This window comes from Nonomuraea rosea (assembly GCF_039539705.1).
Lineage (GTDB): Bacteria > Actinomycetota > Actinomycetes > Streptosporangiales > Streptosporangiaceae > Nonomuraea > Nonomuraea rosea.
Window position 1 is genome coordinate 198952 of the sequence record NZ_BAABDQ010000001.1, and the last position, 26220, is coordinate 225171.

The 26220-nt window shown below is 70.8% G+C and carries 24 protein-coding genes; 10 read left to right on the forward strand and 14 right to left on the reverse strand.

Translation table 11 applies throughout. The features are described 5' to 3' along the window. The first annotated feature begins 36 nt into the window (after positions 1 to 36). The 7 genes from ABEA43_RS00925 to ABEA43_RS00955 all read left to right on the forward strand — a co-directional run bounded on the left by ABEA43_RS00925 (position 37) and on the right by ABEA43_RS00955 (position 5460). A complete protein-coding gene (locus tag ABEA43_RS00925; RefSeq protein WP_345557588.1) occupies positions 37 to 1626 on the forward strand; it encodes an acyl-CoA carboxylase subunit beta in 1590 nt (529 codons plus the stop codon). Continuing rightward, on the forward strand, positions 1623 to 1832 hold the full coding sequence (locus ABEA43_RS00930) for an acyl-CoA carboxylase subunit epsilon (RefSeq protein WP_345557590.1): 210 nt from the start codon (positions 1623 to 1625) through the stop codon (positions 1830 to 1832). The genes ABEA43_RS00925 and ABEA43_RS00930 overlap by 4 nt, the downstream gene beginning before the upstream one ends. Before the next feature lie 107 nt (positions 1833 to 1939). Continuing rightward, positions 1940 to 2881: an NYN domain-containing protein gene (locus ABEA43_RS00935; RefSeq protein ID WP_345557592.1), complete on the forward strand. Its 942-nt coding sequence runs from the start codon at positions 1940 to 1942 to the stop codon at positions 2879 to 2881. 152 nt (positions 2882 to 3033) lie between these two features. Next, positions 3034 to 4437, forward strand: a complete 1404-nt coding sequence (locus ABEA43_RS00940) for an AlkA N-terminal domain-containing protein (RefSeq protein WP_345557594.1) — start codon at positions 3034 to 3036, stop codon at positions 4435 to 4437. Beyond that, entirely contained in the window at positions 4434 to 4934 is a 501-nt protein-coding gene (locus tag ABEA43_RS00945) for a methylated-DNA--[protein]-cysteine S-methyltransferase (RefSeq protein WP_345557596.1), read from the forward strand. Before ABEA43_RS00940 ends, ABEA43_RS00945 begins: the two co-directional genes overlap by 4 nt. 43 nt (positions 4935 to 4977) lie before the next feature. Next, positions 4978 to 5106, forward strand: coding sequence for a hypothetical protein (locus ABEA43_RS00950; RefSeq protein WP_345557598.1), 129 nt, complete (start codon positions 4978 to 4980; stop codon positions 5104 to 5106). Positions 5107 to 5235: 129 nt separating this feature from the next. Next, complete coding sequence (locus ABEA43_RS00955; RefSeq protein WP_345557600.1) at positions 5236 to 5460, forward strand: hypothetical protein; 225 nt, start codon at positions 5236 to 5238, stop codon at positions 5458 to 5460. Positions 5461 to 5506: 46 nt separating this feature from the next. On the opposite strand, the gene ABEA43_RS00960 is transcribed toward ABEA43_RS00955, so the two are convergent. Then, complete coding sequence (locus tag ABEA43_RS00960; RefSeq protein ID WP_345557602.1) at positions 5507 to 6661, reverse strand: MFS transporter; 1155 nt, start codon at positions 6659 to 6661, stop codon at positions 5507 to 5509. Between the two features lie 91 nt (positions 6662 to 6752). Between ABEA43_RS00960 and ABEA43_RS00965 the strand changes: the two genes are divergently transcribed. Continuing rightward, positions 6753 to 7184 carry a MarR family winged helix-turn-helix transcriptional regulator gene (locus ABEA43_RS00965; protein WP_345557604.1) on the forward strand — a complete coding sequence of 144 codons (432 nt, stop codon included), beginning with the start codon at positions 6753 to 6755 and terminating at the stop codon, positions 7182 to 7184. Here the strand turns inward: ABEA43_RS00965 and ABEA43_RS00970 are convergent. From ABEA43_RS00970 to ABEA43_RS01025, 12 genes are all read right to left on the reverse strand, one after another. Continuing rightward, positions 7181 to 8122 (reverse strand): hypothetical protein, encoded by a 942-nt coding sequence (locus tag ABEA43_RS00970; protein ID WP_345557606.1) that lies wholly within the window; start codon positions 8120 to 8122, stop codon positions 7181 to 7183. The genes ABEA43_RS00965 and ABEA43_RS00970 overlap by 4 nt on opposite strands. Then, positions 8122 to 8748: a hypothetical protein gene (locus tag ABEA43_RS00975; RefSeq protein ID WP_345557608.1), complete on the reverse strand. Its 627-nt coding sequence runs from the start codon at positions 8746 to 8748 to the stop codon at positions 8122 to 8124. Before ABEA43_RS00975 ends, ABEA43_RS00970 begins: the two co-directional genes overlap by 1 nt. Beyond that, positions 8745 to 11507 carry an AfsR/SARP family transcriptional regulator gene (locus tag ABEA43_RS00980; protein ID WP_345557610.1) on the reverse strand — a complete coding sequence of 921 codons (2763 nt, stop codon included), beginning with the start codon at positions 11505 to 11507 and terminating at the stop codon, positions 8745 to 8747. Before ABEA43_RS00980 ends, ABEA43_RS00975 begins: the two co-directional genes overlap by 4 nt. Before the next feature lie 69 nt (positions 11508 to 11576). Continuing rightward, positions 11577 to 11993: a TadE/TadG family type IV pilus assembly protein gene (locus ABEA43_RS00985; protein ID WP_345557612.1), complete on the reverse strand. Its 417-nt coding sequence runs from the start codon at positions 11991 to 11993 to the stop codon at positions 11577 to 11579. Continuing rightward, positions 11980 to 12381: a TadE/TadG family type IV pilus assembly protein gene (locus ABEA43_RS00990; protein WP_345557614.1), complete on the reverse strand. Its 402-nt coding sequence runs from the start codon at positions 12379 to 12381 to the stop codon at positions 11980 to 11982. Before ABEA43_RS00990 ends, ABEA43_RS00985 begins: the two co-directional genes overlap by 14 nt. Continuing rightward, entirely contained in the window at positions 12378 to 12884 is a 507-nt protein-coding gene (locus ABEA43_RS00995) for a TadE family protein (RefSeq protein ID WP_345557616.1), read from the reverse strand. The genes ABEA43_RS00990 and ABEA43_RS00995 overlap by 4 nt, the downstream gene beginning before the upstream one ends. Next, positions 12823 to 13062 (reverse strand): hypothetical protein, encoded by a 240-nt coding sequence (locus tag ABEA43_RS01000; protein ID WP_345557618.1) that lies wholly within the window; start codon positions 13060 to 13062, stop codon positions 12823 to 12825. The genes ABEA43_RS00995 and ABEA43_RS01000 overlap by 62 nt, the downstream gene beginning before the upstream one ends. Then, positions 13062 to 13982 carry a type II secretion system F family protein gene (locus tag ABEA43_RS01005; RefSeq protein ID WP_345557619.1) on the reverse strand — a complete coding sequence of 307 codons (921 nt, stop codon included), beginning with the start codon at positions 13980 to 13982 and terminating at the stop codon, positions 13062 to 13064. Before ABEA43_RS01005 ends, ABEA43_RS01000 begins: the two co-directional genes overlap by 1 nt. Further along, positions 13975 to 14823, reverse strand: a complete 849-nt coding sequence (locus ABEA43_RS01010) for a type II secretion system F family protein (RefSeq protein WP_345557620.1) — start codon at positions 14821 to 14823, stop codon at positions 13975 to 13977. Before ABEA43_RS01010 ends, ABEA43_RS01005 begins: the two co-directional genes overlap by 8 nt. Positions 14824 to 14826: 3 nt before the next feature. Next, complete coding sequence (locus ABEA43_RS01015; RefSeq protein ID WP_345557622.1) at positions 14827 to 16122, reverse strand: TadA family conjugal transfer-associated ATPase; 1296 nt, start codon at positions 16120 to 16122, stop codon at positions 14827 to 14829. Then, positions 16119 to 16835, reverse strand: coding sequence for a hypothetical protein (locus ABEA43_RS01020; RefSeq protein ID WP_345557624.1), 717 nt, complete (start codon positions 16833 to 16835; stop codon positions 16119 to 16121). Before ABEA43_RS01020 ends, ABEA43_RS01015 begins: the two co-directional genes overlap by 4 nt. Before the next feature lies 1 nt (position 16836). Beyond that, positions 16837 to 17463, reverse strand: a complete 627-nt coding sequence (locus ABEA43_RS01025; protein ID WP_345557625.1) for a hypothetical protein — start codon at positions 17461 to 17463, stop codon at positions 16837 to 16839. A gap of 479 nt (positions 17464 to 17942) precedes the next feature. On the opposite strand from ABEA43_RS01025, the gene ABEA43_RS01030 reads away from it, so the two are divergent. Beyond that, on the forward strand, positions 17943 to 23669 hold the full coding sequence (locus ABEA43_RS01030) for an FtsK/SpoIIIE domain-containing protein (RefSeq protein WP_345557627.1): 5727 nt from the start codon (positions 17943 to 17945) through the stop codon (positions 23667 to 23669). A 326-nt stretch (positions 23670 to 23995) separates the two neighbouring features. Here ABEA43_RS01030 and ABEA43_RS01035 read toward each other — a convergent pair whose 3' ends face one another. Next, complete coding sequence (locus tag ABEA43_RS01035; protein ID WP_345557629.1) at positions 23996 to 24556, reverse strand: ArsR/SmtB family transcription factor; 561 nt, start codon at positions 24554 to 24556, stop codon at positions 23996 to 23998. A gap of 79 nt (positions 24557 to 24635) precedes the next feature. Here ABEA43_RS01035 and ABEA43_RS01040 point away from each other — a divergent pair, with 79 nt between their 5' ends. After that, entirely contained in the window at positions 24636 to 26159 is a 1524-nt protein-coding gene (locus ABEA43_RS01040) for an alpha/beta hydrolase family protein (protein ID WP_345557631.1), read from the forward strand. The last annotated feature ends 61 nt before the right edge of the window (positions 26160 to 26220 follow it).

Below are 26220 nucleotides of genomic sequence, written 5' to 3' on the forward strand. Positions count from 1 at the left end.
AGAACCACTTTAGGAGGACGGGCTAGCCTTGCGCGCATGAGTACAGCGGCTGAGTCGATACCGGAAAAGCCGGATATTCACACCACGGCGGGCAAAATCGCCGATCTGGAACGGCGCCTCGACGAAGCCGTTCACGCGGGCTCCGCGGCCGCGGTGGAGAAGCAGCACGCCAAGGGCAAGATGACCGCCAGGGAAAGAGTGCTGGCGCTGCTCGACGAGGACTCCTTCGTGGAGTTCGACGAGTTCGCCAGGCACCGGTCCTCGATGTTCGGGCTGGAGAAGCGGCGGCCGTACGGCGACGGCGTCATCACCGGCTACGGCACCGTGGACGGCCGGCAGGTGTGCGTGTTCTCGCAGGACGTGACCGTGTTCGGCGGCTCGCTCGGCGAGGTGTACGGCGAGAAGATCGTCAAGGTGCTCGACATGGCGATCAAGACCGGCTGCCCGATCATCGGGATCAACGAGGGCGGCGGCGCGCGCATCCAGGAGGGCGTGGTGGCCCTCGGCCTCTACGCCGAGATCTTCAAGCGCAACGTGCACGCGTCCGGCGTCATCCCGCAGATCTCGCTCATCATGGGCGCCGCGGCCGGCGGGCACGTCTACTCCCCCGCGCTCACCGACTTCATCGTGATGGTGGACCAGACCTCGCAGATGTTCATCACCGGTCCCGACGTGATCAAGACGGTGACGGGTGAGGAGGTCACGTTCGAGGAGCTCGGCGGGGCCCACACGCACAACACCAAGTCCGGCGTGGCCCACTACCAGGCCGCCGACGAGGACGACGCGCTGGAGTACGTCAAGGGGCTGCTGTCCTTCCTGCCGTCCAACAACCTGGACGAGGCGCCGATCTTCGAGGCCGCCGCCGACCTGGAGCCGGATCCCGAGCTCGACGAGCTGATCCCCGACTCGGCGAACCAGCCGTACGACATGCACCGGGTGATCGAGCACGTGCTGGACGACGGGGAGTTCCTGGAGGTCCACGCCCTGTTCGCGCCGAACATCGTGGTGGGGTACGGCCGCGTCGACGGCCAGTCGGTCGGGATCGTGGCCAACCAGCCCATGCATTTCGCCGGATGTCTGGATATCAACGCCGCCGAGAAGGCCGCCAGATTTATTCGAACATGTGATGCTTTTAATATTCCGATCCTGACTTTTGTTGATGTACCGGGATTCCTTCCTGGGACCGATCAGGAATGGAACGGAATCATCCGCCGCGGCGCCAAGCTCCTCTACGCCTACGCCGAGGCCACCGTGCCGCTGATCACGGTCATCACGCGCAAGGCGTACGGCGGGGCGTACGACGTCATGGGGTCCAAGCACCTCGGCGCGGACGTGAACCTGGCCTGGCCGACCGCGCAGATCGCGGTCATGGGCGCGCAGGGCGCGGTCAACATCCTCTACCGGCGCGAGCTGGCCGCCTCCGCCGATCCCGAGGCCGAGCGCGCGAGGCTCGTCACCGAGTACGAGGACACGCTGGCCAACCCGTATATCGCGGCGGAGCGCGGATACGTGGACGCGGTGATTCGGCCGGCCGAAACCCGGAGTCAAGTCGTCAAGGCCCTCCGGGCCCTCCGGAACAAGCGCGCCACCCTGCCGCCCAAGAAGCATGGGAACATCCCGCTATGACGGCTCACCTGCGTATTGTCCGCGGCGACGCCACGCCCGAGGAGATCGCGGCTCTCGTGGCCGTACTCGCCGCACGGGGAAGCTCGCGGGCCGAACCGGAGACGCCTCGCACACCGCGACGACAAACGTGGCGAAACCCGGCTAGAGGTATGCGTAACCCTGTCGTCCCAGGGAAGTCGGCATGGCGGATGAGCGCTCTACCCTAGATAGATCCCGGGAATCGGGTGTCAAGTTCCCCGGGAGTTGGGACTATCTAGAGAAAGTAGGCGTATATAGTCAGCCGATCAACTAACACCGCGGCCTGGAGGACGACATGGCCATCCCAGACCTCATGCCGCATCCTGTGGCAGCCAAGTACGCCGTCCTAGTGGATGTCGGTTATCTGTACGCGGCGGCAGGTGAAGTGCTGCTCGGCGCGAAGGAACGCAAGGAATATCGGGTGGCCGCCGATGAGCTCATCCAGAGTCTACAGAAACATGCAGAGGAACGTATTTCCGGCGAACTCCTGCGGATCTATTGGTATGACGCCGCCCGTGACCGCGTGCCGACCGTCGACCAGCGGGTCATCGCCCAGCTTCCCTGGGTCAAGGTCCGGCTTGGCAACCTGAACGCCCGTGGCCAGCAGAAGGGCGTGGACGCGCAGATCAGGAGCGACCTGGAGGCGCTGGCCAGGCACCACGCGGTGACCGACACGATCCTGCTGGCCGGCGATGAGGACATGGTTCCGGCGGTCGAGGCGGCGCAGGCGTACGGCGTGCGCATCCACCTGTGGGGCGTCGAACCTCCTTACGGCACCAACCAGGCCGAACGCCTGGTCTGGGAGTCCGACACCGTGGAAGTCATCTCTGCTGAGTTTCTAAGACCCTTTTTCAGCCGTGCTCCCCAGCCCGTTCCGGTCACCCCGCCGGCCGCCGCTCCCTCGCCCGCCCAGGTGTTCGCCGGGCGCGCGCCGGTCAAGCCGCACGCCAAGCCGGGCCAGGTGGCCAAGCTCGGGCCGAGCCGCCCGCGCGTGGAGGACGTCGGCGAGCACGTGGCGCAGAAGTGGATACTCACCCGCGGCCGCGACAACATCAGGGACCTGCTTCCCGGCCCGATATTGCCGACCGTCATCGACACCGAGCTGCTCATCGAGGCGGAGAAGGAGCTCGGGCACTCGCTGCGGCCCTACCCGGAGGCCCGGGTCTGGCTGCGTGACGGGTTCTGGGCGCGGGTCTACCGGGAGTTCGACCTGGGCGTCGGGGTCTCGTCGAAGTAGCGGCCGGCTGCCGCCGTACGGGTGTATCGCCCCGTACGGCGGCCGTGTCTGATTCCCGCTGGTCGACCCTTCTGACCTGCTGACTTGGCAGATGACGTTGGAGTCCGATTTCCGCCAGTCAGCACCCCGGGCGAACGCATAATCTCGGAGTCATGTCGCCACTAGAGCTCGATTTCGACTCCTGCTACCGGGCCGTCTCCGCCAGAGACTCCCGGTTCGACGGGCGGTTCTACACGGCGGTGACGACCACACGTATCTACTGCCGTCCGATCTGCCCGGCACGCACGCCCTCGTCGCGCAACGTGCGCTTCTACCGGCACGCCGCGTCGGCCGAGGCCGCCGGGTTCCGCCCGTGCAAGCGCTGCCGCCCCGAGCTGTCCCCCGGCGATCCCGGCTGGGACCTGCGCGGCGACCTCATCGGCAGGGCGCTGCGGCTGATCGACGACGGCGCGGCCGACGAGCGGGGCGTCGCCGGGCTGGCCACCCGGCTGCACATCACCGAGCGCCATCTGCACCGGCTGTTCGTGGCCGAGCTGGGCGTCGGGCCGCTGGCGGTGGCGCGTACCAAGAGGTTGCTGCTGGCCAAGCAGTTGCTGACGGAGACCAGGCTGCCGGTGACGGAGGTGGCGTTCGCGGCGGGGTTCGGGAGCGTGCGGCAGTTCAACGCGACGATGCGCGAGACGTACGGCTTCACGCCCAGCGAACTGCGCGCCACGGCCGCCACGCCCCTGACCGTCGACGTGGCGGCCGGACCCGCGTCGCTGCGGCTCCGGCTGCACCGGCGGGAACCGTACGACGTCGAAGGGGTTTTCGCCTTCCTCGCGTCCCGGGCGATTCCCGGGCTGGAGGTGGCGGATCGGACGTCGTACGCCAGGGCCGTGCCGGGCGGGACGATCACGCTCACCCCGCGACGCGACCACGTGGCCCTGGACGTGGCCGTGGACGACACGCGGCAGCTCGCCCGCGTCGTCGCCCGCTGCCGCCGGCTGCTCGACCTCGACGCGGACCCGGACGCGATCTCGGAGATCCTCGGCCAGACCTCGCTCGGCCCCCTGGTCGCGGCGCGGCCCGGGCTGCGGGTGCCGGGCACGTTCGACGGCTTCGAGCTGGCCGTGCGGGCCGTCGTCGGGCAGCAGATCTCGGTGGCGGGCGCCCGTACGCTGCTGGGCCGCATCGTCGCCAAGGCCGCCGCGCCCGAGGGTCTCTTCCCCACTCCCGGCCGGCTGCTGGAGACCGACCTCACCGGCCTCGGCCTGACGAACCGCAGGATCGCCACGCTCAAGGTCCTGGCCGCACGCCTGGCGGAGGGCCTGATCGACCTGGACGGCGGCCAGGACCCGGCCGAGGCGGTGGCCGGACTGCTCGAAATCCCCGGCATCGGCCCGTGGACCGCCAGCTACATCGCGCTGCGCGCGCTGCGCGACCCCGACGCCTGGCCCACGGGCGACCTCGTGCTCAACAAGCGCATGGCCGCCCTGGGCATCCCCGACGACCACATCGAGCGGTGGCGCCCATGGCGGGCGTACGCCGCCCTGCACCTCTGGAGTTCCTCATGATCGCTGCTCAGCTCGTACCGACTCCCGTCGGGCCGCTGGCCCTGCTGACCCGCGAGGGCGTGCTGGTCGCGGCCGGCTTCACCGCCGAGCCCAAGGAGATGTTCGTCCGCCTCACGCCCGCGCTGCAGTCGGAGGGCCTGGACGTGGTGTCCGACCTCGGGGCGCCGGCGGAGGCCGTCCGCGCGTATCTGGCGGGCGACCTCTTCGCGCTGGACGACATCCCGGTCTCGCAGCCCGGCACGGCCACGCGCAAGCGGCTGCACGAGGCGCTGCGCGAGGTCGAGGCGGGGACGACCGTCTCGTACGCGGAGCTGGCCGTACGCGCCGGGATGCCGAAGACGGCCGCTCGCGCGGCGGGCTCGGCCTGCGCCCAGAACCTCATCGCCCCCTTCGTGCCCTGCCACCGGGTGCTGCCTAGCGGCGGGGGCTACGGCGGCTATTACTACGGCGTACCCGTCAAGGAATGGCTCCTTCACCACGAAGCCGGACAAAAGTAAAACCCAACGTAATGGCTCGACTGCGTTCGGTAATGTTTTCGATATGCCCACGCAGGAGCACGAGCTCCTCATCGAGCTGGTCCAACATCGCCCGTCTCTGGTCGCCACGCTGCTGGCCGAGACGGGCGTGACGGTTCCGGCCTACAAGGAAGGCTGCACCCGATCGTCCTGAGTCCCGATCAGGTGTCCATGATCACCGATATCCCCCGAGCGATCGCCGACCCCGAGCTCACCGCCCTCTCGGGAGGTGGTACTCGCCCTGCTACCGAAGTCCGTCGTCACCAAGTTCAGGGAGATCGCAGTGGCCATCGTCGATGAGATCGAGCATCCATGGGTCCGCAGCTGGGTCGCTCATGGGGAAGCTCGCGGGGAAGCCAAGGCTGTTCTGATCCTCCTGGACAACCGGGGCATCCCGGTTTCCCGCGAAGCGGAAGAACGCATTCTCACCTGCACGGACCAGGAGCTCCTCGCGTCCTGGATCGTCAAGGCGGCCGCCGCAGAAAGCGTCGAGGAGCTGTTCGGCTGAGCGGGCGCAGGGACGGCACCGCGCGAGGGCCGTCCCTGGCGGCTGGTCAGGCGGGGACGAGGCGGCGGGCCTGGAGGCCGGCCGCGCCGGCCACCGCCAGGCCCGCCAGGCCCAGGAGGGCGGCGGTCCAGGCGGGGGCCGTGTAGCCGAGGCCGGCGTCGATGGTGAGACCGGCGGCGAACGAGCCGATCGCGTTCCCCAGGTTGAAGGCGCCGATGTTGGCCGCGGAGGCGAGCGTCGGCGCGCCCGCCGCGGCGTCCAGGACGCGGGTCTGCAGGGGCGGCACGGTGGCGAAGGCGGCCACCCCGAACAACGTGATGGCGATCACGAAGGCCACCTGGTCCCCCGCCACCAGCGCCACCGCCACGGCCAGCAGCGTGAGCAGGGCCACCGAGCCGTAGATGCTGGGCATGACCGCACGGTCCGCGAGTTTGCCGCCGATCAGGTTGCCCACCACGAGACCCACCCCGAACAGGGCCATGACCACCGGCACGGCGCCCGGCGAGAAGCCGCCCACGCCGGTCATGATGGGCGCGATGAACGTGATGACGGCGAAGACCGGAGCGAAGCCGAAGACGGTCATCGCCAGCGCCAGCCAGACCCCGGCCTTGCGGAACGTGGCCAGCTCCCGCAGGATGCCGCCCCCCGCGGGCCGGGGCTGACGAGGGACGAGGGCCAGCACGCCGGCGAACCCGGCGAACCCGATGACGACCACGACCCAGAACGTGGCCCGCCAGCCGAACGCCTGACCGATCCAGGTCCCGAGCGGGACGCCCAGGACGTTCGCAAGCGTGAGGCCGGTGAACATCAGGGCGATGGCGCTGGCCCGCTTCTGCGGCGCGACCAGGTCGGCGGCCACCACCGAGCCGACCCCGAAGTACGCGCCGTGCGCGAAGGCGGCCAGGAACCGGCCAGCCATCAGCACCCCGTACGAGGGCGCCAGGGCGGACAGCAGGTTCCCCGCGATGAACAGCACCATCAGCCACAGCAGCATGGTCTTGCGCGACAGCCGCCCGCCGAGCATGGTCAGCGGCGGCCCGCCGACGGCGACGCCCAGGGCGTACCCGGAGACGAGCAGCCCGGCGGCCGGGATCGTCACGCTGAAGTCCGCGGCCAGCTCGGGCAGCAGCCCGTTGATGATGAACTCCGTGGTCCCGATGCCGAAGGCGCTGATCGCGAGGGCGAACAGGGCGAGAGGCATAGAATACTCCTCAGACGACGTTAGTGAGCGTGAGCATTATTTGCACACGCCGACTAACTGACCATACAACCACCTTCGTGGAGGTCGCCACATGGCCATCGCCGATGACGCCGTCGAAGCGCGCGCACAGGGCTGGCGCACCCTCGCGGCGCTGCACGCCAAGATCGAGGAGCGGCTGGAGAAGACGTTGCAGAAGGAGCACGAGCTGAGCGTGAGCGAGTACACCGTGCTCGACGTGCTGGCCAGGCAGGACGGCTGGCACATGCGGATGCAGCAGCTCGCCCGCGCGGTCGTGCTGAGCCAGAGCGCCACCACGCGCCTGGTGACCAGGCTGGAGAACCGCGGGCTGCTCAAGCGCTATCTGTGCGAGGACGACCGGCGGGGCATCTACTCCGAGGTCACGCCGGCCGGGCGCGAGCTGCTGGAGCAGGCGAGCCCGGCGCATGACGCCGTGCTGAAGGAGGTGCTGGCCGAGGCGGCGGAGCAGCCGGAGCTGGCCCCGCTCGCCGCGGTGATCGCCTAAGGTTTGACGTTGCTCTGGATCTCGCCGACCGGGACGTCCCTGGTCGCCTCCAGCTCAACCGGCGCGAACTGGAACGGCACCACGCTGCCCTGGGCCGTGACCGGCCAGACGGCCGACACGGTGAGCGGGTAGGTCTCACGCGGCTGGTCGATCGACGAGCGCAGGTAACGCACTCCACACGTGAAGGCACTGCCCTTGACGTACGGCTTGCCGCTGGTGCCGCAGCCCTCCTCGTTCTTCTCCGCCCGCTCCTCCGTGGTGCCAGGGTCGATCTTGATGCTCTGGAGCGTGGCGACCACGGTCACGCTCATGAAGCCGGGCACCTCCGCGGTGACCGTGCGGGTCGGCTCGCCGATGCCCTCCAGCCAGACGTAGGTCGGCAGGTTCACGAAGCTCTTGGCGTCGGGGCTCAGCTTGATCGTGTGCTCGGGGACGGTCATCGCGGCCCTGGCGATCTCCGCCAGTTGTTCGAGCGTGATGCCCGAGGCCGGCGTGGTGTTCGGCGGGACGAACACGAACGACTGCAGCTCTCCCCAGCAGGCGGCTCCGGCAGGGTCGCCCTTGTTGTAGGACGGCAGCCACCAGAGCCCCTCCTGCCCCCTCCGCTCGTCGAACTGCTTCAGGAAGTCCTCGAAGTGCTTGTCCTGGGCCACGGCGGTGTGCGTCTGGTTACGGGGATCGGTCTGCAACGCCCACATCTCTTCGGCGTTCAGGAAGGGCTCGTACCAGCAGGGGCGCTTCATGCGGAAGCCGTCGCCCTTGCCGCCCTTGGTGCCGGTGCCGGAAAGGCGCACGCCCTGGGCGGATTTCACGAACAAGTCGACATGACGGCCGCCCTTGCCGCTTTGGTCCACGCCGACCTGACCGCCGGGAACGGTCTTGGGAGAGGGGTCGAGCAGGAGGAGTCCCGCCGTCATCAATGCCATGAGGGGTTTCATCAGCTACACCGTTCGGATATGTCCAGGTAGGTTCTGATGCGCCACACCCCGTCGTCACCGCGATGCGCGACCACGGCCTTGGGGTAGGGGGTGCGGAGCCAGGCGGGTTGGCGCGCCACGGCCTTCCCGGTGGTGGCGGAGATCACCCGGATCCCCGTCTCGTCGATGCACGCGTTGATCTGCGCGCCCTTGCTCCGGCGGGCGAAGACCCGCAGGTTGTAGATCCGCCCGACCCCGCGCCACGACTGACCCTGCTCGACGAACTCGCGGATCCAGCCGTTCGACTGGTTCTCCGCCTCGATCTCCATGTTGCGGTTGTAGACCGTCTCGCCTTCGGCGATCGCCTTGCGGGTGCCGATGTACTGGTCGACCATGACCTTCAGCAGCGGGTCCGGGTTCGCGGGCCACTCGATGCGCAGCCGCAGGTTCTTGCCCGCCTGGATCGTCTGGGGGCCGGACGGCAGGTCCTCCTCCTCAGCGGGATCGGCCTGGTCCGGGCTCTTCGGCGGGTCCTTCGCGGGGCTCTGCACCGCCGTGGACGCGCTCTTCGGCTCGTACGGCTGCTCGGCCTGACCGCAGCCGGCCATGACCAGGAGCAGGGCCAACGTCGTCGCCGTTCGTCTCATGCCGTCGACTCCCTCACCACGTGGATGCGCCAGGTAGGCAGCAACTCCTCGATCAGCGCCTCCGTCTCGGGCGCCATCCCGCCGCCGTACGGGTGCGAGGACGCCCTGCGGGTCAGCCCCTCGACGACGGCGCGCAGGCGTACGTTGTCCTCGGTCGCGTGCGTGGCCCGCAGCAGGTCGCGCCAGAGCCCTTCGTCGTCGGCCGCCAGCAGCAGCGCGGCGCGTACGGCGGCCACCGCGGCGTCCGGCTGGCCGTGCGCGAGCCTGATCTCGCAGAGCTGGTGCGCCACGTCGGCCACCGCGGCGGCGACGTCGTACTCCAGGTCGTCGGCCGCCAGCCAGGCGTATCTCCCGGGCGGGCGGCCGGTCAGCAGGGGGCCTCTGACCAGGCCGAGCGCCTTCTCCAGCAGCACGGCCCTGGCCGTCGGGTCGCCCTGCGAGCGGCGTACGAGCTCGCGGAACAGCGCCCAGTCCGTACGCACCTCGGGCCCCAGCCGCAGCCGGCCGGCCTCGTCGGCGCGCAGGTGCTCGGGCCCCAGCCATTCGGCGACCCTCGCGATCGTCGCGTCCCTGACCATGTCCTGCACGCCGCGCGGCCACAGCACCCCGCCGAGCACCACGGGATGCACGCCGCCCGGATGCGTGGCCAGGTACACCAGCAGCTCGGTGGCCAGCGCCATCCGGCCTTCCTCCAGCGGGCGGAGGCCGGCCACCTCGATGGGGCCGAGCACTCTCACCTCGACGACGGGCGGATGCAGCCCTTCCAGCGGCTCCGCCTCCGGGATGGCCTCGCCGTCGAGCCGACCGGCGGCGCGGAAGAGGTCGATGAGCGCCTTGTAGTGGCGTCTGGGCAGGAGCTGCGCCTCCACCTCGAAGCCGAGCTCCGCGATCTTGGCCCGGCCGTCCTCGCTGATCTCCAGGGTCCAGGTGGCGTGCGGAATCTCCCCTGTCACGACATATCCGGCGGTGTCCTTGCGGGCCAGCAGCGCCAGGCGGCGCGCCTCCTCGTGCGTGGGCGCCACCGCCGAGAGCAGGTAGTGGGCGGGCCGCGGGCTGCCGGTGACGCGGCCGGTCAGCACCTCCCTGCGCGGAGCCGCCGTCGCCTCCAGCTCGGGCAGCACCTCGGCCAGACTGCCCACCGCCCTGATCCGGTCGGGGGCGATCACGGTCAGCTCCTCGCCGAACCCGACGAGCGTGATGCGCATGCGGTCGGACCAGCGGTTCGTGGCCAGCTCGACGGCGATGGCGGCCAGCGCGGCGGTGGTCTGCGGGCCGCGTACGTTGATCAGGCCCTGCGCCGCCTCCAGGTCGATCAGCACCCGCCCGCCGTCGTCCGTGCCGATGGAGACCAGCCCCGGGTACGGCGCTCCGCCCGGCTGCGCGTGGTGCGAGCCGGTACGGGGATCGCCGTCGCCCTCCATGATCCGCCGTTCGGGCAGCAGGCGGCCCTCGTGCGCGGGCAGCCGCCAGACCTGGCCGCCGTCCTGGGCCGTCCACGGCTCTGGCGGGTCGTCGTCCGGCGGATGGATCCACAGGTCGAGCGAGCGCGCCGACAGGTGGGCCCCGTACACGGTGGGCGGCGTGCGGTTCTGGGCAGCCAGCTCGGCGCCGAGCACTCTGAGACCGAGGTCCAGGATGCGGGCGCCGGGGGCGTCGCCGCCGAGCCTGAGCGCGACCTCGGCCTGCGCGGCGTCGTCACGCGGGCGGACGATCCGGCGGCCGAACACCCGGCGCCAGAGCTGCTCGCGACGCCGCCTGGCCAGGATGAGCAGCAGCCCGGCGGCGGCCAGCGAGGCCGGCGCGAGGTAGTCGAACAGGTCGGCCCGCCGGCCCTCCTGGATGATGGGCTGCTGGTCGGCCCGCTTGTCGTCCTGCTGCTGCTCGGGCAGACGGTGCTTGGCCTCGCCCCGCTTGGGGGTCTCGGCCTTCTTGCCGGCCTTGTGGTCCTTCTGGTCGGTGTCGTGGGGGATGTGCGCACGGCCCGGGTGCTCCCGCAGCGTCTGCTCGCGCGCCTGGCCGGAGGGGACGATGTGGACATTGCGGGCGTCGTCCGGCATGTCGAGCACCCAGCCGGGCCTGATCAGGTCGGCCATCCGGAGGCGGGTGCCGTCCGGCTGCGCCTTCGCCTGGTTAAGCCGGTAAATTTCGGGATATCGGCGGCCGTCTCCCAGGCACTTCTCGGCGATCTCCCACAGGCTCTCGTGGTGGCGGCCGTGCGGGGGCTGCACCACGTACACCTTCTTGGTCTTGTGCGTTTCGAGGCTCTGCTCGACGATCGGCGCCGAGTACGCGACCGCCGTCACGGGCGGCGCGGCCGGGGTGGGCGTCAGCTTGGCGATCGGCGCGACCATCGCCCCCGCCGTGAACAGCAGCAGCACCGCCGAGACCAGCTTGTTGGCCAGCGCCTGGGTGCCGCCGGAGAGTGGCACGCGGGCGGGCATGCCGACCCGGCGGACTCCGGCGTACACCTCGACGAGCACGCACACGAAGAGCTGGAACCAGGCCAGCCACACGAGCAGCACCAGCAGGGCCAGCATCGTGCTCGGGCCGACGTTGCTGGTGATCAGGTCGAGCCTGAGCAGCTCGGAGGAGAGCGGCGGCCCGACGAACATGAGCAGCGCGTACGGGACGCCACCGATGAGCCCGACCAGCACGGCCAGCGAAGCCAGCCCGGCCAGCACGTCACCGGTCGTGCGCCGGGCCGGTACGCGCGCGGGCACATGACGTCTGGGCGGGCGCGCGGGCTCTCGCGTGGGCATCGCCTCTCCCTTCTCCGATCCAGCGTGGTGTCTCGTGCGTCCCGCATCCATCGAGTGGTGGGATTCGGTCTATCTCGCTTCTGGCGCGGCGTTCGCCTCGCCGGTCATCTCGGAGCCCGGGAACCCGATCGCGCTCAGGAAGAACGCCTCCCACCGCACCGTGACGGTGACCGTCACCTGTGCCCGGCCCTCCCCGACCGCGCACTCGCCCCTGGCCACGTCGTCGCCGCCCTGCGCCTGGACGATCTCGTCGGCCCTGGCGCACACCTGGTCGTCGCCGAGCAGCCGGGTCTGCCCCGTCGTGCGGAGGTGGTCGACGTCGATCTGGTCGGCGCCGGCCCGCGCGGCCTGCTCGGCCACGTCGGCGGCGCGCAGCCTGGCGTTGATCGCCGAGCCGCCGTCCACCAGCAGCCCGGCCAGCAGGAACACGACCACGGAGAACAGCACGGTGAACACCGACATGGACCCCCGCTCACCGCGCCTCATCGACCCTCCTGAACTGCTCGATCGGCACGACCGCGGTGCCGGTCATTTCCTTCGTGCCGCCGAACCCGAGGAACCCCAGGTCCAGCTGGCAGGTGACCTCCGCCTGGACCTGGCCGCCCTGCTCCCACTCGGACTCGTCCAGGGAGACCGACGGGGTCTGGCAGTGGCCCTCGAGCGCGCCCGTGGCGATGGTCTCGGCCGCGCCCTCGGCGTCTTCGAGCGAGCGCTGCACCGACGCGGCGCGGGCGGCGTCCCTGGCCGCTCCGTTGACCCGCCCCTGCGACTCCACCAGCACCCCCGCACCGGCGAGGAACATCAGGAACAGCAGGAAGACCGGGGCCAGCATCACCGTCTCCACGGCCATCGAGCCCCGCTCGGCCGCCTTCATTCGCAGTCCTCTCCGCCGTTGTCGGGGCGGAAGCACTCGACGGGCCCGCCCGCGGTGGCGGTGATCGTGAACGTGAGCGGCGGCAGCAGCGGAATGACCTGTACGGCGCTGCCGGTCACGGTGACGAAGCGCTCGTCGGGCTCCTTCTCGGAGGTCGTGGCGGTGGCGTCCCCGAGCAGTTTCGGGCCGATCGCCTTGATGATCTCCGTGGCCTTCGCGGCGGCCTCGCCCTCCCAGGCGCCCGAGTCGAACGGGGCCGACCTGGCCACGCGCGCGCCTTCCTGTGCCGCCGCCTCCGCGACCTGACGGCCGTGGAACCAGAGCGCCACCTGCACGATGAGCAGCGAGACGGCGAGGATGACCGGCATGAGCAAGGCCAGCTCGATCACCGTCACACCGCGCTCGCCGCCGCCCGGCCGGCCGCGCGCACCCCGGGAGCGGTCAGCCGGCCGGGTCGCCATCGCCGCCGTCACCGCCGCCGCCGAAGGTGCCTTGGAGATCACTCTGTTTCTGCTCGACCAGCGTCTTGATCAACGTGGCCAGGCCGAGCGCGACACCGGCGATGATCGCCGTGATGATCACCCATTCGACGGCTGACGCGCCTCTGGTGGGCGCGGTGCGGGCGCGGTGGACGCGCACGCTCAGGCAGGCGGTGAGGTAAACGATCCAGGGATGGTTCATCAGGCCCCCAACATCTTCATTGCGGCAGGAAAACTAAGAAAGATCACGAAACCGGCGCAGAGCAGCAGCTGGGCCACGAGCATCGACTGCGACCGCTCGCCCGCCCGCCCCTCGATCTCCGCCAGCTCGCGGCGGCGCAACGTGGCGGCTCTGGCCGTCAGCGAGGCACGCACCTTGGCGCCGTCGTCGGCCACCAGGCCGAGCGCGGCGGACAGGTCACGCAGCTCGTCGACGTTGATCTCCTCGCCGAGCTGGCCGAGTGCCTGCCATGGGGTGATGCCGACGATCCTGGCGCCGCGCAGCGCGTCGCGGATGCGGCCCATCGCCCAGTTGGGCTGCTCGCCGCTGACCGAGACAGCCATCATCAGTGCCTCGGGGACGCCGCGCCCGCCGGCCAGGTTCATGGAGACGAGGTCGAGGAACGCGCCCACGACGTGCCTGAAGTCGCGCCGCCTGGCCGCGGCCTCCTTCTTCACCTGCAGATCGGGCAGGAAGAAGAACAGGATCGCCACGAGCACCGCGGCCCAGAACGGGATGGCGAGCGAGGTGCCCCATTCCATGAGCACCAGCCAGCCCAGCAGCAACGGGAACGCGAGCAGGCCGCTGGCGGCCAGCAGCACCTTGGTGGCGAGGAACGCCTCGAACGAGCGGCCGATGAGTGCCAGGTCCGCCTTGACGGATCTGACCTCCCAGCCGCGGGCGCCGTACAGGCGGGCCAGGCGGGCGCCGAGACCGCGGCGGAACGCGCTGACCTCCTCCTCGGGCAGCAGGAGCTGGATGCGGGGCGCGCCCGCGTCCTCGCGCACGGCGTCGAGCGCGAGCAGCCGCGCCACCAGCCCGGGGCGGGCCGGGAAAAGCGCCTTCAGCAGTACGAGCAGACCGAGCCCCAGAACGGCGCCGGCCAGTGCGCCCTCAACCATTGCCGCCTCCTCCCATGAGCAGCCGCGTCGGCTTGTCGAACCTGGCCAGCCGCCGCATCCAGGCGAACCCCGCCCCGAACAACCCCGCCACGACCACCAGGACGGCCTGGCCGAGGACGGAGGTGTACTCCTTGACGTATTCGGGGTTGAACACGACGAGGATCCCGGCGAAGGCCAGCGCGGTGCCGACGACGATCTGGACGCTGCGCCTGGTGGCGCGGCGTTCCGACTCGACGCGGCGGCGCATGTCGAGCTCCTCGCGGGCCGAGACGGCCAGCGCGCCCAGCACGTCGCGCAACCCGGGGCCGCGCAGCCTGGAGTTGAGGATCAGGGCGGCGATCACCAGGTCGGCCGAAGGGTCGTCGAGCTCGTCGGCGAACAGCGCGAGCGCCTGGGGCAGCGCCATCCTGGTGTGCAGGCGGTCGATCATGGCGCGGAGATGAGGTCTGAGCATGGGGGCGGCGGCCCTGATGGAGGACGGGATGGCCTGTTCGAGGCCCGCCGCGCCGGCGATCGTGTCGCGCAGCGACTCCGTCCAGGCGGCGAGCCCTTCGAGCCGGTGCATCGCGGCGCGTTCCTCTGCGGCGCCTCCCGACAGTCCGCGCCAGGCGAACACGAGCAGCACCGTGCCCACCGCCACGACCGGCCAGCCGGTGATGATCAGGACCATGGTGGCGGCCACCGCTGCTATCGCGGTGCGGGTGGTCAGCATCTTGATCAGGTGGCGCTTGGGCCTGGACGGGCGGGGGCGCAGGCCGTACAGGGCCATGCAGAACAGGAACAGGCCGCCGCCGGCCACGGCTCCCGCCAGCATCGCCAGCGGATCGAAGGTGATCGGCATCCGTCACCAGCCTCCCGGGTTGTAGCCGTGGGCGGCGAGCTCTTCGAGGCAGGAGACCGGCGCGTGCGGGACGGCGGTGCCGTCGGGGCCCGGCGTGAACACCTCGCTCGACAGGACACGGCCGTCGCAGCCGTTGACCTCGCGGATGCTGGAGACGTAGCGGCGCAGGGTGCCACCGACGTGATAGTCGTTGCGCTTCTCGATGAAGACGACGAAGTCGATGGCGCCCGCGATGAGCATGTGGGTGGCGTCGATGGGCAGCCGCTCGTTGGCCTGCAGGGCGTAGGTGGAGATGCGGTTGAAGACCTCCATGCTGGAATTCGCGTGGATGGTCGACAGGGAGCCGTCGTTGCCCTGGGTCATCGCGTTGAGCATGGTGACGATCTCGTCGCCGAGCACCTCTCCGACGATGACGCGGCTGGGGTTCATCCTGAGCGAGCGTCTGACCAGCTCGGCCATGGTGATCTCGCCCTGGCCCTCGGAGTTGGGCAGGCGCTGTTCGAAGGCGACCACGTTGGGGTGGAGCTCGGGGAACTGGTCGAGGCCGAGCTCCAGGGCGCGTTCGACGGTGATGAGGCGCTCGGTGGGCGTGATCTCGTTGGCCAGGGCTCTGAGCAGGGTGGTCTTGCCGGCGTTGGTGGATCCGGCGATCATGAGATTCTTGCGGGCGGCGACTGTCGCGCTCAGAAACCTCCCAATGTCCGGACTTATCGTGCCGTTGCCCACTAGGTCGGACATGAAGACCTTGCCGAGGCGGGCGCGGCGGATCGAGACGGACGGCCTGACCGTCACGTCCATGACGGCGCTCAGCCGGGAGCCGTCGGGCAGGCGCAGGTCGAGCTGGGGGTTCGCGGTGTCGAACGGCCTGCTCGACAGCCCCGAGTAGGCCGCAAGGATCTGGATCAGCTCGATCAGCTCGTCGTCGGAGTCGGCGACCGGGTCCTGCATGATCTCCTGGCCGTCGGCGTAGCTCACGAAGACCTTGTCGCAGCCGTTGATGTCGATGTTCTCGACCTCGGTGTCGTCGAGCAGCGGCTGCAGGCGGCCCACGCCGAACAGCGCGGCGTGGATCCCGGCCGCGAGCCCCTCCTCCTCCTCGACCGTGGGCGGGGTACGGCCGAGGCCGATCTCGCTGCGGGCGTGATCCTCCAGCACCTGGGAGATCAGCGCCCTGGCGAACTGGCGCTCGTCCTCGCCCGTCATCGCGGGCAGGCCGTTGGCCTGGTCGAGGCGGCGCTGGTGGGCCAGGCGGTCGCCGACGTCCTGGCGGAACCGCTTGACCAGCGAGTGATCGATCATCGGTGACTCACCAGCCTCGCCGCCAGGTCGCGGGCCGTACGGATGAGGAGTGAACGGTCCAGGCGGCCGCCCCACTGGCCGCGCAGGAGCTCCGCACCCTTGATGTCGTACGCGAGCCCGTGCACGAACTGGACGCTCGGGCCGACGATCCTGCGTACATCGTCGATCGAGGCGCGGTAGTTGCGTGGGTCGGCGATCACGACGACGCCGTGGGCCTTGGTGATCTGGAGGCGTTCGCGCAGGTGGGCGACGTGGTCGAGGGTCGCCCTGGTGAGCAGCACGACCTGTTCGGCCTCCGCCATCAGGTCACCGAGCTGCGGGTGGGCGCCGAGCCGGCCGCAGTCGGCGATCACGTCGGCGTTCGGGATGGCGGCCAGCGCCCTGCCCAGCGGGCCCCACATCCAGGTGAGCCCGGCGGCCTGCTCGCCGTGGGTGAGCCCGGCCAGCACGTCGAGCCCGCCGATGATCTTCTGTGTGTGCATGTGGATCTGCGCGGGCTCCAGGCCGCGCCGCGCCGTGGCGCCCAGGGTGAGCAGGCCCTTGCCCGGGTTGAGCACGCCGCCGTCAGGGGCGGGCAGCCGGTAGGCCAGGTCGCCGCCCGCCGGGTCGCATTCGGCCAGCAGCACGGGCCGTGGCCAGACCGCGGCCAGAGCCGTCGCCGCGGTGGTCACGCCCGGCGCGCCCTTGTCGGCGGCCAGTACGATCAGCGCCACGTCAGCGTGCCCCCGGGAGCTCGGCCACAGCGACCTCGCCGCTGGAGGCGAAGGCCACGATCTCCGGCGAGGCCGACGAATCAACGATCACTGTCATCTGACCGGAATTTCCCGTTCTCGATCTGTCGCCCACGGCGAACACGAGCGCGCTCTCGGCGAGCACGCGGCTTTGTCCCTGGCTCGACCGGCTCGGTACGAATATCACCTGGACGCGGTCGCCTTGTTGCACGCCCGCGGGCATTTGGCCGGGCTTAAGGGAAAGTCCGACGGTGGCCTTTCCCGGGCCGAGTTCGGTGCTGGCGCGCAGGCCCATCTCGTTCGTCAGGAGCGTGCCGGGGAGGATCGTGACGGCCGCGAAGCTGTTGAGCACTTGTGCGCGCTGGGACCAGCTCACGTATTCGATGCCGGTTCCGGCGATCTTGACCTCTTCGAGCGCCGGCGCGGTGAACTTCTGGCCTGCGCCGACCTGCTGGGTGATGCGGATGGCGGAGATGCGGTCGCCGCTGCGCAGCACGAGCAGGGTGGTGGCCAGCGCGCCGCCCAGGATGAGCAGGACCGCGAGCGCGGCGAGGGCCGGCTTGCGTTCTCGGGGGGGCACGGGGAGCTTGCGCGAGGCCGGGCCGGACAACCCCGCCGCCGCGTTGGCGGCAGGCTTTTCACTGGTCCTCATGGGTGGGGGGCTCCCATTGTGAATTGGGGAATTCACGCCATTATGTGGGGTTGATCGGCGCGGCGGAGGCGGAATGCGAGGACCCATGCTCGTTTCGCAGGTGACAGGATGTCAACCGGAAATAATCGATGCTTATTGTTTCTATCGAGTTGACGGGTGTTGATTTTTACGGCTAGTCGCCACTTTATTCACACCAGTCACTCTATTTACGACTTGCGCCCATTTATCCCACCCAAACCCCCCAATCACCCCCGCCCCAACGCCTCACCGGGGCCCGGTGCGGCGGCGTGCGCGTTGAGTTGTCCACAGGCAGCCGGAGCTCCATCCCCTCCTCGTCCACAGCGGCGGCTTGTCATGCCATTGCCGTCATCCAGCGGGCCTAGCCTCGCTTCGGGCGCTACCTTGGGCGGCCCGAGGTCGAGCGAGGAGACTGCACCATGCGGATCATGCTCACCGTGCTCGGCGGGCAGAGCGGTCGTGACGTCGTGATCGACGGCGACGACGGCGCCACAGTGGCGGCGGTGAGCGAGGCGCTCAGCGATCGCGGGCCGTTGGCGAAGGTCGTCCGGCTGCCCAGAGCGCGTGCGCCCTACGGTCTGTCGGCCGACGGCGCGCCCTTGGAAGAGCAGCCCGCGCCCCGTGTGCCCCGTCCGCGACGGCCCGAACTCACCGGCAGGGGGAACGACCCCGCCGACCGCCACGGCGGCGGCCGCCATGGCGGCGGGTCTGGAGGCGTGCCCCACGACGGTGTTCCCGGTGATGGCTCCTGGGGTGGACTCCGTGATGCCTCCCGCGACGGCTCCCGCGACACTCCCCGTGACGGTTTCCGTGACGGCTCCCGCGACACTCCCCGTGACGGTTTCCGGGACGGCTCCCGCGACGCTTCGCAGGACGGGTTCCGCGACGCTTCCTGGGACGGTTCCCGTGGTGGCTTCGGCGAAGCTCCCCGTGGTGGCTCGCGTGGCCGCCACGGAGGTGGTCTCAGCGCTGGGACGGACCCGGGCGAGTTCGGGGACGTGCTGTGGCGCAACGGGCGGCCGCTCGATCCGCGGGCGCGCGCCGCGACCGTGCTGCGCGACGGTGACATCGTCACGCTCGACCCCCGCCTCGCCCGCGCCACCCTCATCGAGGAGCCTGGCGGGGTGGCCGAGGTGCGGGTGGTGGGCGGTCCCGCGGCGGGGGCTGTGCACCGGCTCGGGCTGGGCGTCCACGTCATCGGCTCCGATCCGACGTGCGCGGTGGCCGCCGACGATCCGGCGCTCGCTCCGGAGGCGGCGACCGTACGCGTGACTCCGGACGCGATCACCGTCGAACGGACCTGGCAGCAGCCGGGTGAGGCCCCGAGGATCAAGCTCAAGGGCCGCTGGGCCGAGGAGGTCGCCGAGCTCACGGCGCGGGTCGCGGAGCGGGAGGCGGCCGAGTTCGCCGCGGGCTATGAGGAGATCCCCGAGCTCGACGCCCAGCCGCTCACCGAGCCGGTCGAATGGCCCGACGGCGCGGTGCTGACCTGCGGAGCGTCGGTGTTCGTGCTGACCTCGATCGAGCCGCGCGACGCGCACCTGGCGCCGAGGAACGAGGGCGGCGTGGCCTACAACCGCCCGCCCAGGCTCCGGCGTCCCGAGCTTGAGCGCAAGTTCGTCAAGCCGAAGGAGCCGGGCAGGAACGAGGGCCTGCGGCTCCAGCTCCTCGCCGCCTTTCTGCCCGCCGTCCTCGGGGTGACGCTGGCCTTCGCACTGAATCAGTGGTACTACCTGCTCGTCGCCCTCATGACGCCCGTCATCATGATCGGCCAGTGGTGGAGCGACCGTCGCCACGGCAAGAAGCAGCACAAGAAGGCGATCAAGGAGTTCAAGGAGCAGGTCGAGGCGTACGACGAGGCGGTCGAGCGAGCCAGGGTGGCGGACCAGGCGGCGCGCCGGGCGGACGCTCCCGACCCGGCTCAGGTGCTGCTCACGGCCACGGGCCCGCGCAGGCGGCTGTGGGAACGCAGGATCCACGACACCGACGCGCTCAGGCTCAGGGTCGGGCTGGCCGATCTGCCCGCCAACCTGGAGCTGTCGGAGGAGCAGGGCGGGCCCATCGATCCGCCGATCTGCCGTTCCGTGCCCGTGGCGCTGGCCATGCGCAGGCTGGGGGTGGCGGGCGTCACGGGTCCCCGTACCCCTGCGACGAGCCTCGCGAGCTGGCTGATCGCGCAGGCCGCGACCCTGCACAGCCCCCGTGACCTGGCCATCGTGGTCGTGTCCGCGCACGCGGACGGCGAGCGGCGCTGGGGCTGGATGCGCTGGCTGCCGCACTGCGCGCCGCGCGCCGGCGAAGACTGCGTCGCGCTGGTCGGCACGGACCCGGAGTCGGCGGCCCGCCGCGTCTCCGAGCTGGCCGCCCTCATCGACGAACGCCAGAACACCGCCATCCCCGAGCTCGGCAAGATCCCCACCGGGTGGGACGACCTCGGCGGGCCGGAGAAGCCCACGTTCTCCTCCTATGACGTACGCCCTTACGACGTGCTGGTGATCCTCGACGGCGCCCAGGTGCTGCGCGGGCTGCCCAACATGCCGCAGGTGCTGCGGCAGGGGCCGCGTTCTGGGGTGTTCACCCTGGCCATCGACGACGACCAGCGGCTGCTTCCCGAGGAGTGCCAGACCGTGGCCGCGTGCGGCGACGACGGTCTCGTACGCCTGCTCGGCGGCGGCCTCGACGTCATCGGCCCGGTGCTCGCCGACCTCGTCTCCCCCACCTGGTGCGATCGCCTCGCCAGGGCGCTGGCGCCCATCCGCGACGTCAGCAGGGACGACCCGGGGGGCAACCTCCCCGGCGCGGTCCGCCTCCTCGACCTGATGGGCATGCCCAGCCCGGCGGGTCAGGCGCTGGCCGCCAAGTGGCAGGACCGGGGCTCCACGCGCGCGCTGATCGGCGTGGGGCCGGACGGCCCGTTCTCGGTGGATCTCAAGCTCGACGGCCCCCACGGCCTGATCGCCGGTACGACGGGCGCGGGCAAGTCCGAGCTGCTGCAGACGCTGATCTGCTCGCTGGCGGTGGCCAACCGGCCGGACCAGCTGACGTTCGTGCTGATCGACTACAAGGGCGGGGCCGCCTTCAAGGAGTGCGTACGCCTGCCGCACACGGTCGGCATGGTCAGCGACCTCGACGGCCATCTGACCCAGCGGGCCCTCGACTCGCTGGCGGCCGAGATCCGCCGGAGGGAGCGCCTGCTGCTGGCCGCCGGGGCCAAGGATATCGACGACTACACGGGCACCGGCATGCCGCGCCTGGTGCTGATCATCGACGAGTTCGCCGCGCTGGTGGCCGAGCTGCCCGACTTCGTCGCGGGCCTGGTCGACATCGCCCGCCGGGGCCGCTCGCTGGGCATCCACCTGATCCTGGCCACGCAGCGGCCGGCCGGTGTGGTCACCGCCGACATCCAGGCCAACACCTCCTTGCGGATCGCCCTGCGGGTGACCGAGCCTGCCGAATCATCCGATGTCATCGACTTGCCCGACGCGGCGCACATCTCCAAGTCGACGCCAGGCCGGTGCTATGTGCGCTCGGGGGTCGGGGCGGCGACCGCCGTACAGACTGCCAGGGTGGGGGGCCGCAGCCCGGCCGCGTCGCCGGACCCGTTCGGCGGGGCACAGGCGCGCGTACGGGTGCTGAACGTGGAGTGGTGGACCCTGGGCAAGGCGCTCCCGCCGCCGCCCGAGCCGGCGGAGGACTCGTCGATCACCGACCTCACCCTCGTCGCGGACGCCCTCATCGAGGCCACCCGCCTGGCCGGAGTGCCCAGCCAGCCCAGCCCGTGGCTCGACCCCCTCCCCACCCACTTCGTCCTCGACCTCCCGGCACTCACCTCCTCCCAGGACCCTCCGGCAGGGGACCCCGCACACCTCCTGCCGGGCGACCCGGCACAGCACTCTCCCGGCGATCCCGTACGCCTCTCAGGCGACCCTGGACGCCGCTCGCCCGGTGACCTCACACACCCTTCAGACGATCCCGAGCGCCGCTCGCCCGGCGATCTCACACACCGTTCGGACGACCCCGGACGCCGCTCGCCGGGCGATCTCGCGCACCACTCGGGCGACCCTGCGCAGCGTCTGCCGGGTGACCTCGCCCGCCGCCTGTCGGGTGGCAGCGTCCATCACCCATCGGATGATTCGGCGTATCGCCAGCCACGCGATCCCGCTCATCGCCCGCTGGACGGCTCTCACGGCGCACCTGCCTCGGACCCGAGGCCGGCCTCGCTGAAGGGCTCGGGCCAGCCGTCCCTCGGGGCTCCGGGCCACGGCGATCGCTCTTCACCTGGCACGCCTGACCATGGCGACCGCTCCTCCCCTGGGTCCCCCCGGCACGGCGACCGCTCCTTGCCTGGGGCCCCCCGGCACGGCGATCGCTCCTTGCCTGGGGCCCCGAATCACGGCGATCGCTCCTTGCCCGGGACGCCGAATCACGTCGCCGGCCAGGCCGATGGGATCCATCCGGCGTCGGCGGCCCCGAGCCATCCCTTCCCCGCCGGCCGCGACCCGGCATCGGAATCGGAGGCGTTCGTCGAGGTGGCGCCGCTGCCGTTCGGTGTCACGGACCGGCCGTGGGCTCAGGACCGTCGTCCTCTGGCGCTCGACCTGCCCCACGGAGGGCACCTGCTCATCGCGGGGGCGGCGCGCAGCGGCAGATCGACGGCGCTGCGCACGATCGCGGGCTCCATCGCGGCGCTCGCCTCTCCAGAGGACGTCCACGTACACGCCGTCGACTGCGGGTCGGGAGCACTCCTGCCGCTGGTGGCGATGCCGCACTGCGGCGCCGTGGTGACGCGCGACCAGCTCGACCGGGTAGAGCGCCTGCTCACCCGGCTCAGGGGCGAGGTGGGGCGTCGGCAGCAGCTCCTGGCCGAAGCCGGGCACGCTTCCCTGGCCGAATACCGCCAGGCGGGTCACCGTCTCCCCTGGATGGTGTTGCTGCTCGACCGCTGGGAAGGCTTCGTCGCCGCCTTCGAGAGCTACGACTACGGCCGCCTGATCGAGGCGCTGATGCAGCTCCTGCGGGAAGGGCCGGCGGTGGGGCTCAGGGCGGTGGTCACCAGCGACCGATCCGGACTACTCGGCCAGGTTTCGACCGTTTTCGACGACCGTCTGCTCCTGCGACTCTCCGACCCGTCCGACTACGGCCTGGCCGGTTTCCCGCTCAAGGGCTTGCCTGCGTCGGTCCCACCCGGCCGGGCACTCTCGATAGGTGAGCACGGCATCGTCGAGCACCACATCGCCCTGCTGTCCGCCGACCCGGCGGGCCCGGCGCAGGTGGCGGCGCTCCAGGCGCTGGCGCGTACCGCCACCGCTCCTCCCGGCCGCTATGGCCGGGATTCGGAGCTCGCCGCGCAAGGCATGAGCGGGGGCGGTGATGGGCTGGGAGAGCGCCGTGGGGCGAGCCCGGCTCATGGTCGGGCGCCTGCGGCCGGCACGGGCGGGTGGCATTGGGCAGGTGAACCACCCCTGCGGGTGGACGCCCTGCCGATGCGGATCACGGCGTCCCAGACGCTCGCCCTGGATCCGGCGTTCAGCCCCCCATCGCCCTTGTGGGGATTGATCGGCGCCGGTGGCGATGCCCTTGCGCCGCTCGGGCTCGATCTGCTCGCGTTCGGGCCCGGGGCGGTGATCGCGGGTCCGTCGCGGTCCGGGCGTTCGTCTGCTCTGATGACGGCGGCCTATTCGCTGATCGCCCAGGGGACGCCGGTCATCGCCGTCGCCCCGAGACGCAGCCCGTTGCGCGAGTTGGCCGGGGCGGTGGCGGTGCTGGACGGTAACGCCACCGACCTGCCCGAGCTGGTCGCCGACCTGCAGCAGTATGTGGTGCTGGTGGACGACGCTGAGCTGATCAATCCGGATGCGCCGCTGGGGACGGCGCTGGAGGAGGTGCTTCGTTCTGGGCGGGATGGTGATCACGGGCTGCTGATCGCTGGGACGACTGGGGATCTGGCCGTGGCCTATCGCGGTTTCGCGGCCGAGACGCGCAAGTCCCGTACGGGGCTGTTGCTGGCGGTTCAGAGCCAAGCTGATGGGGACATCTTCACCATCCGCCTCCCGCGCGGGACCGTGGGCGGGCCGCCGGGGCGCGGGTTCTTGGTGACGACCGGCAACCTCACCCCGATCCAGACCGCCTTCCCGGACAACGGCTGAGGCCTTCCCGACCGCTTCCCGTGGTGTGTGGGCGGCGCGGGCCATCTGGAAGGGCTGTGTGGGTCGTGTGGAGAGGCCGTGTGGGCCGCCTGGAGGCCCCCCGCCTGGAAGGGCCGTGTGGGTCGCGTGGAAGGGCCGTGTGGGACGTCCGAAGGGGGTTCGGGAGGTCCGGAGGCTTGTGGGACGGCCGGGGGGTGTGGGACGGCCCGCGAAGGGTTGGGGCGCTGCCGCTCCGCGTTGTCCGGGCGGCCGGGGCCGGTCTGGGGTGCGCGTTTCGGTTTCGGGCCGCGTTCCCTCGGTGGCTCGGGCGGTTGCCTTGGGTGGGGTCAGTCGTCGGCGGGGAGGGTGAAGAAGCGGACGTACAGGGGGCGGGCGTCGGGTGGGGCGTCCTCCGCCCGGCGGCTGTACTTGAGGAGCAGGGCGACGTACTCGTCGTGGAACTCGTTCAGCTCCTGCTTGGTCATCCGGGCCATCCCCCGTGAGCCCCTCGCCCAGTCCGGGTCGGCGCGGTAGGCGGCTGGGAAGCGGTCCAGCAGCGCCCGGTCCTCCTCGAAGCCGATTCGGTGGAACTCGGCCAGGACCGCCCGGTTCTCCGGTGCGACGTCGTCGGGCTTGGGCAGGCGCATGTCGCGGGGGATCTCGGCGCGTCGCCACCAGCGTTCGCGGCCCGACGAGCGTTCGGGGATCTCCTCGATGAAGCCGTACTTCTCCAGCTGGCGCAGGTGGTAGCTGGTGGTGCCGGTCTTGGCGCCGAGCAGTTCGCCGAGGGTGGTCGAGGTGGCCGGACCGTGGATGTTCAGGTGGGTCAGCATGCGCCGGCGCATGGGGTGGGCCAGCGCCTTGAGCCTGTCCGGGTCGTCGAGCACGAACGGTTCGTCGTCCTTCATGAGGAGAAGGCTAGTCCTTGAGAAGGATATCTGCAGACATGTCTTTGCCGAGAAGTCTCTGCAGACTAGTGTCGGCGGTATGCGAACGTTGATCGCGGCCCTGGTGGTCGCACTGTTAGCGCTGGTGTCCTCTCCCGCGCTGGCGGATGGCGGTGAGCCACTGGCGCTGCCCGCAGATCTGGTGGCCGGCGAGGTGAGCTTTCCGGGCAGCGGCGGGCTCGTGCTGCACGGCAGCGTGGTCAGTCCGGTAGGCGCCAAGAGCGGGCGGCCCGGCGTCGTGCTCGTGCATGGCGCGGGTACGGGAACCCCGCGGGAGAAGCTGCTGGGTGAAGCCGTGGCCTTCGCCCGGCAGGGGCTGTCGGTGCTGATCTACGACAAGCGTTCCGAGGGGTACTCGCTGTTCAAGCGGTCCTACTCGCAGCTGGCCGACGACGCGCTGGGCGCCGTCGGAGCACTGCGGAAGCAGCCGGGGGTCGATCCGGCCAAGGTCGGGATCTGGGGGCTCAGCGAGGGCGGATGGGTCGCACCGCTCGCGGCCTCGCGATCCCAGGACATCGCCTTCGCGATCGTCGTCGGCGCCAATGCGCTGCACCCCTTGCGGCAGCAGTCCTGGGCGGTGGCGGCCGGGCTGCGGAAGGCGGGCGTGGGCGGGCCTCTCGTCGAGAGGGTGGAGCCGAATCTCTACCGGGTCATCGCGGACGGCGGGATGACCCCTGAGCCCTACTACGACCCTGAGCGAGTCCTCGCGAATGTTCGGCAGCCCGTGCTCGGGATCTGGGGCGTGCACGACCTGCTGACGCCGCCCAGGGAGACGCCGCCGATCTTCGCCGCGGCGCTGGAGAAGGGCGGGAACCGGCAGTACACGTTCCGGTTCTTCGCGGACGCCGATCATGCCGCGCACCGGACGCCGGACGGCGGGGTCACCCGGCTGCCGGAGCTCGCTCCCGGCTACGCGGAGCTGGTCGGGAGCTGGGTGGGCGAGGTGACCACCGGTCAGGCGCCCGAGGCGCAGGTGTCGGGGCCCGCGCCGGTGCAGGCCGACGACTCCGTGGGGGTGCCGCCGGTCGCGTGGTGGGAGTCGTCCGGGGTGCAGGCGGCGGCTTTGGTGCTGTTCCTGGTGGCGTTCGGGGGATATCCCGTGGTCGCGGCGGTTCGCCGGGTGCGGCGCCGGGGTGGCCCGCCGCCGATCAAGGTGGCCCGCGTGGTCAGCGCCGGTGGGCTGGCCGTGGTGCTCGGCGGGTTCGCCTACCTGTTCTACCTGATCATGACGGGTGGGAAGCTGTCCGCGCCAGGACCGTTGGTGGCCGGCAGGCCGCTCGTCTGGCTGGTTCTGCAGGCGCTCACGGTGGTGACCGTCGTCTGCACCGCGCTGACGGTGCTGCGCCTGCGCAAAGCGACCACAACCCAGGCCACAACCCAGACCACAACCCAGACCGCACCTCAGACCGCACCCCAGCGGGATGACCTGGCGCCGCGCGGCGAAACGGTGCGGCGGCAGCCTGAGCAGGTGTCGCGTGGTGAGCGGGTGCGGGTCGGGGTGCTGGTCGCGGGGGGTGTGGTGCTCGTTCCCTGGGCGTTGTACTGGGGTTTGCTGCTTCCTTAGCCGGGCTGTCGATATGGTGCGCGAGAGGTTGTCGGGACAAAAGGGCGTTTATGCTGATGCG

Excerpts from the sequence above, each read along its gene's own strand:
- ABEA43_RS00925 (WP_345557588.1), top strand. The coding sequence starts at position 37 with ATGAGTACAGCGGCTGAGTCGATACCGGAAAAGCCGGATATTCACACC.
- ABEA43_RS00930 (WP_345557590.1), top strand. The coding sequence starts at position 1,623 with ATGACGGCTCACCTGCGTATTGTCCGCGGCGACGCCACGCCCGAGGAG.
- ABEA43_RS00935 (WP_345557592.1), top strand. The coding sequence starts at position 1,940 with ATGGCCATCCCAGACCTCATGCCGCATCCTGTGGCAGCCAAGTACGCC.
- ABEA43_RS00940 (WP_345557594.1), top strand. The coding sequence starts at position 3,034 with ATGTCGCCACTAGAGCTCGATTTCGACTCCTGCTACCGGGCCGTCTCC.
- ABEA43_RS00945 (WP_345557596.1), top strand. The coding sequence starts at position 4,434 with ATGATCGCTGCTCAGCTCGTACCGACTCCCGTCGGGCCGCTGGCCCTG.
- ABEA43_RS00950 (WP_345557598.1), top strand. The coding sequence starts at position 4,978 with ATGCCCACGCAGGAGCACGAGCTCCTCATCGAGCTGGTCCAACATCGC.
- ABEA43_RS00960 (WP_345557602.1), bottom strand. The coding sequence starts at position 6,661 with ATGCCTCTCGCCCTGTTCGCCCTCGCGATCAGCGCCTTCGGCATCGGG.
- ABEA43_RS00965 (WP_345557604.1), top strand. The coding sequence starts at position 6,753 with ATGGCCATCGCCGATGACGCCGTCGAAGCGCGCGCACAGGGCTGGCGC.
- ABEA43_RS00970 (WP_345557606.1), bottom strand. The coding sequence starts at position 8,122 with ATGAAACCCCTCATGGCATTGATGACGGCGGGACTCCTCCTGCTCGAC.
- ABEA43_RS00975 (WP_345557608.1), bottom strand. The coding sequence starts at position 8,748 with ATGAGACGAACGGCGACGACGTTGGCCCTGCTCCTGGTCATGGCCGGC.
- ABEA43_RS00980 (WP_345557610.1), bottom strand. The coding sequence starts at position 11,507 with ATGCCCACGCGAGAGCCCGCGCGCCCGCCCAGACGTCATGTGCCCGCG.
- ABEA43_RS00985 (WP_345557612.1), bottom strand. The coding sequence starts at position 11,993 with ATGAGGCGCGGTGAGCGGGGGTCCATGTCGGTGTTCACCGTGCTGTTC.
- ABEA43_RS00990 (WP_345557614.1), bottom strand. The coding sequence starts at position 12,381 with ATGAAGGCGGCCGAGCGGGGCTCGATGGCCGTGGAGACGGTGATGCTG.
- ABEA43_RS01000 (WP_345557618.1), bottom strand. The coding sequence starts at position 13,062 with ATGAACCATCCCTGGATCGTTTACCTCACCGCCTGCCTGAGCGTGCGC.
- ABEA43_RS01005 (WP_345557619.1), bottom strand. The coding sequence starts at position 13,982 with ATGGTTGAGGGCGCACTGGCCGGCGCCGTTCTGGGGCTCGGTCTGCTC.
- ABEA43_RS01010 (WP_345557620.1), bottom strand. The coding sequence starts at position 14,823 with ATGCCGATCACCTTCGATCCGCTGGCGATGCTGGCGGGAGCCGTGGCC.
- ABEA43_RS01015 (WP_345557622.1), bottom strand. The coding sequence starts at position 16,122 with ATGATCGATCACTCGCTGGTCAAGCGGTTCCGCCAGGACGTCGGCGAC.
- ABEA43_RS01030 (WP_345557627.1), top strand. The coding sequence starts at position 17,943 with ATGCGGATCATGCTCACCGTGCTCGGCGGGCAGAGCGGTCGTGACGTC.
- ABEA43_RS01035 (WP_345557629.1), bottom strand. The coding sequence starts at position 24,556 with ATGAAGGACGACGAACCGTTCGTGCTCGACGACCCGGACAGGCTCAAG.
- ABEA43_RS01040 (WP_345557631.1), top strand. The coding sequence starts at position 24,636 with ATGCGAACGTTGATCGCGGCCCTGGTGGTCGCACTGTTAGCGCTGGTG.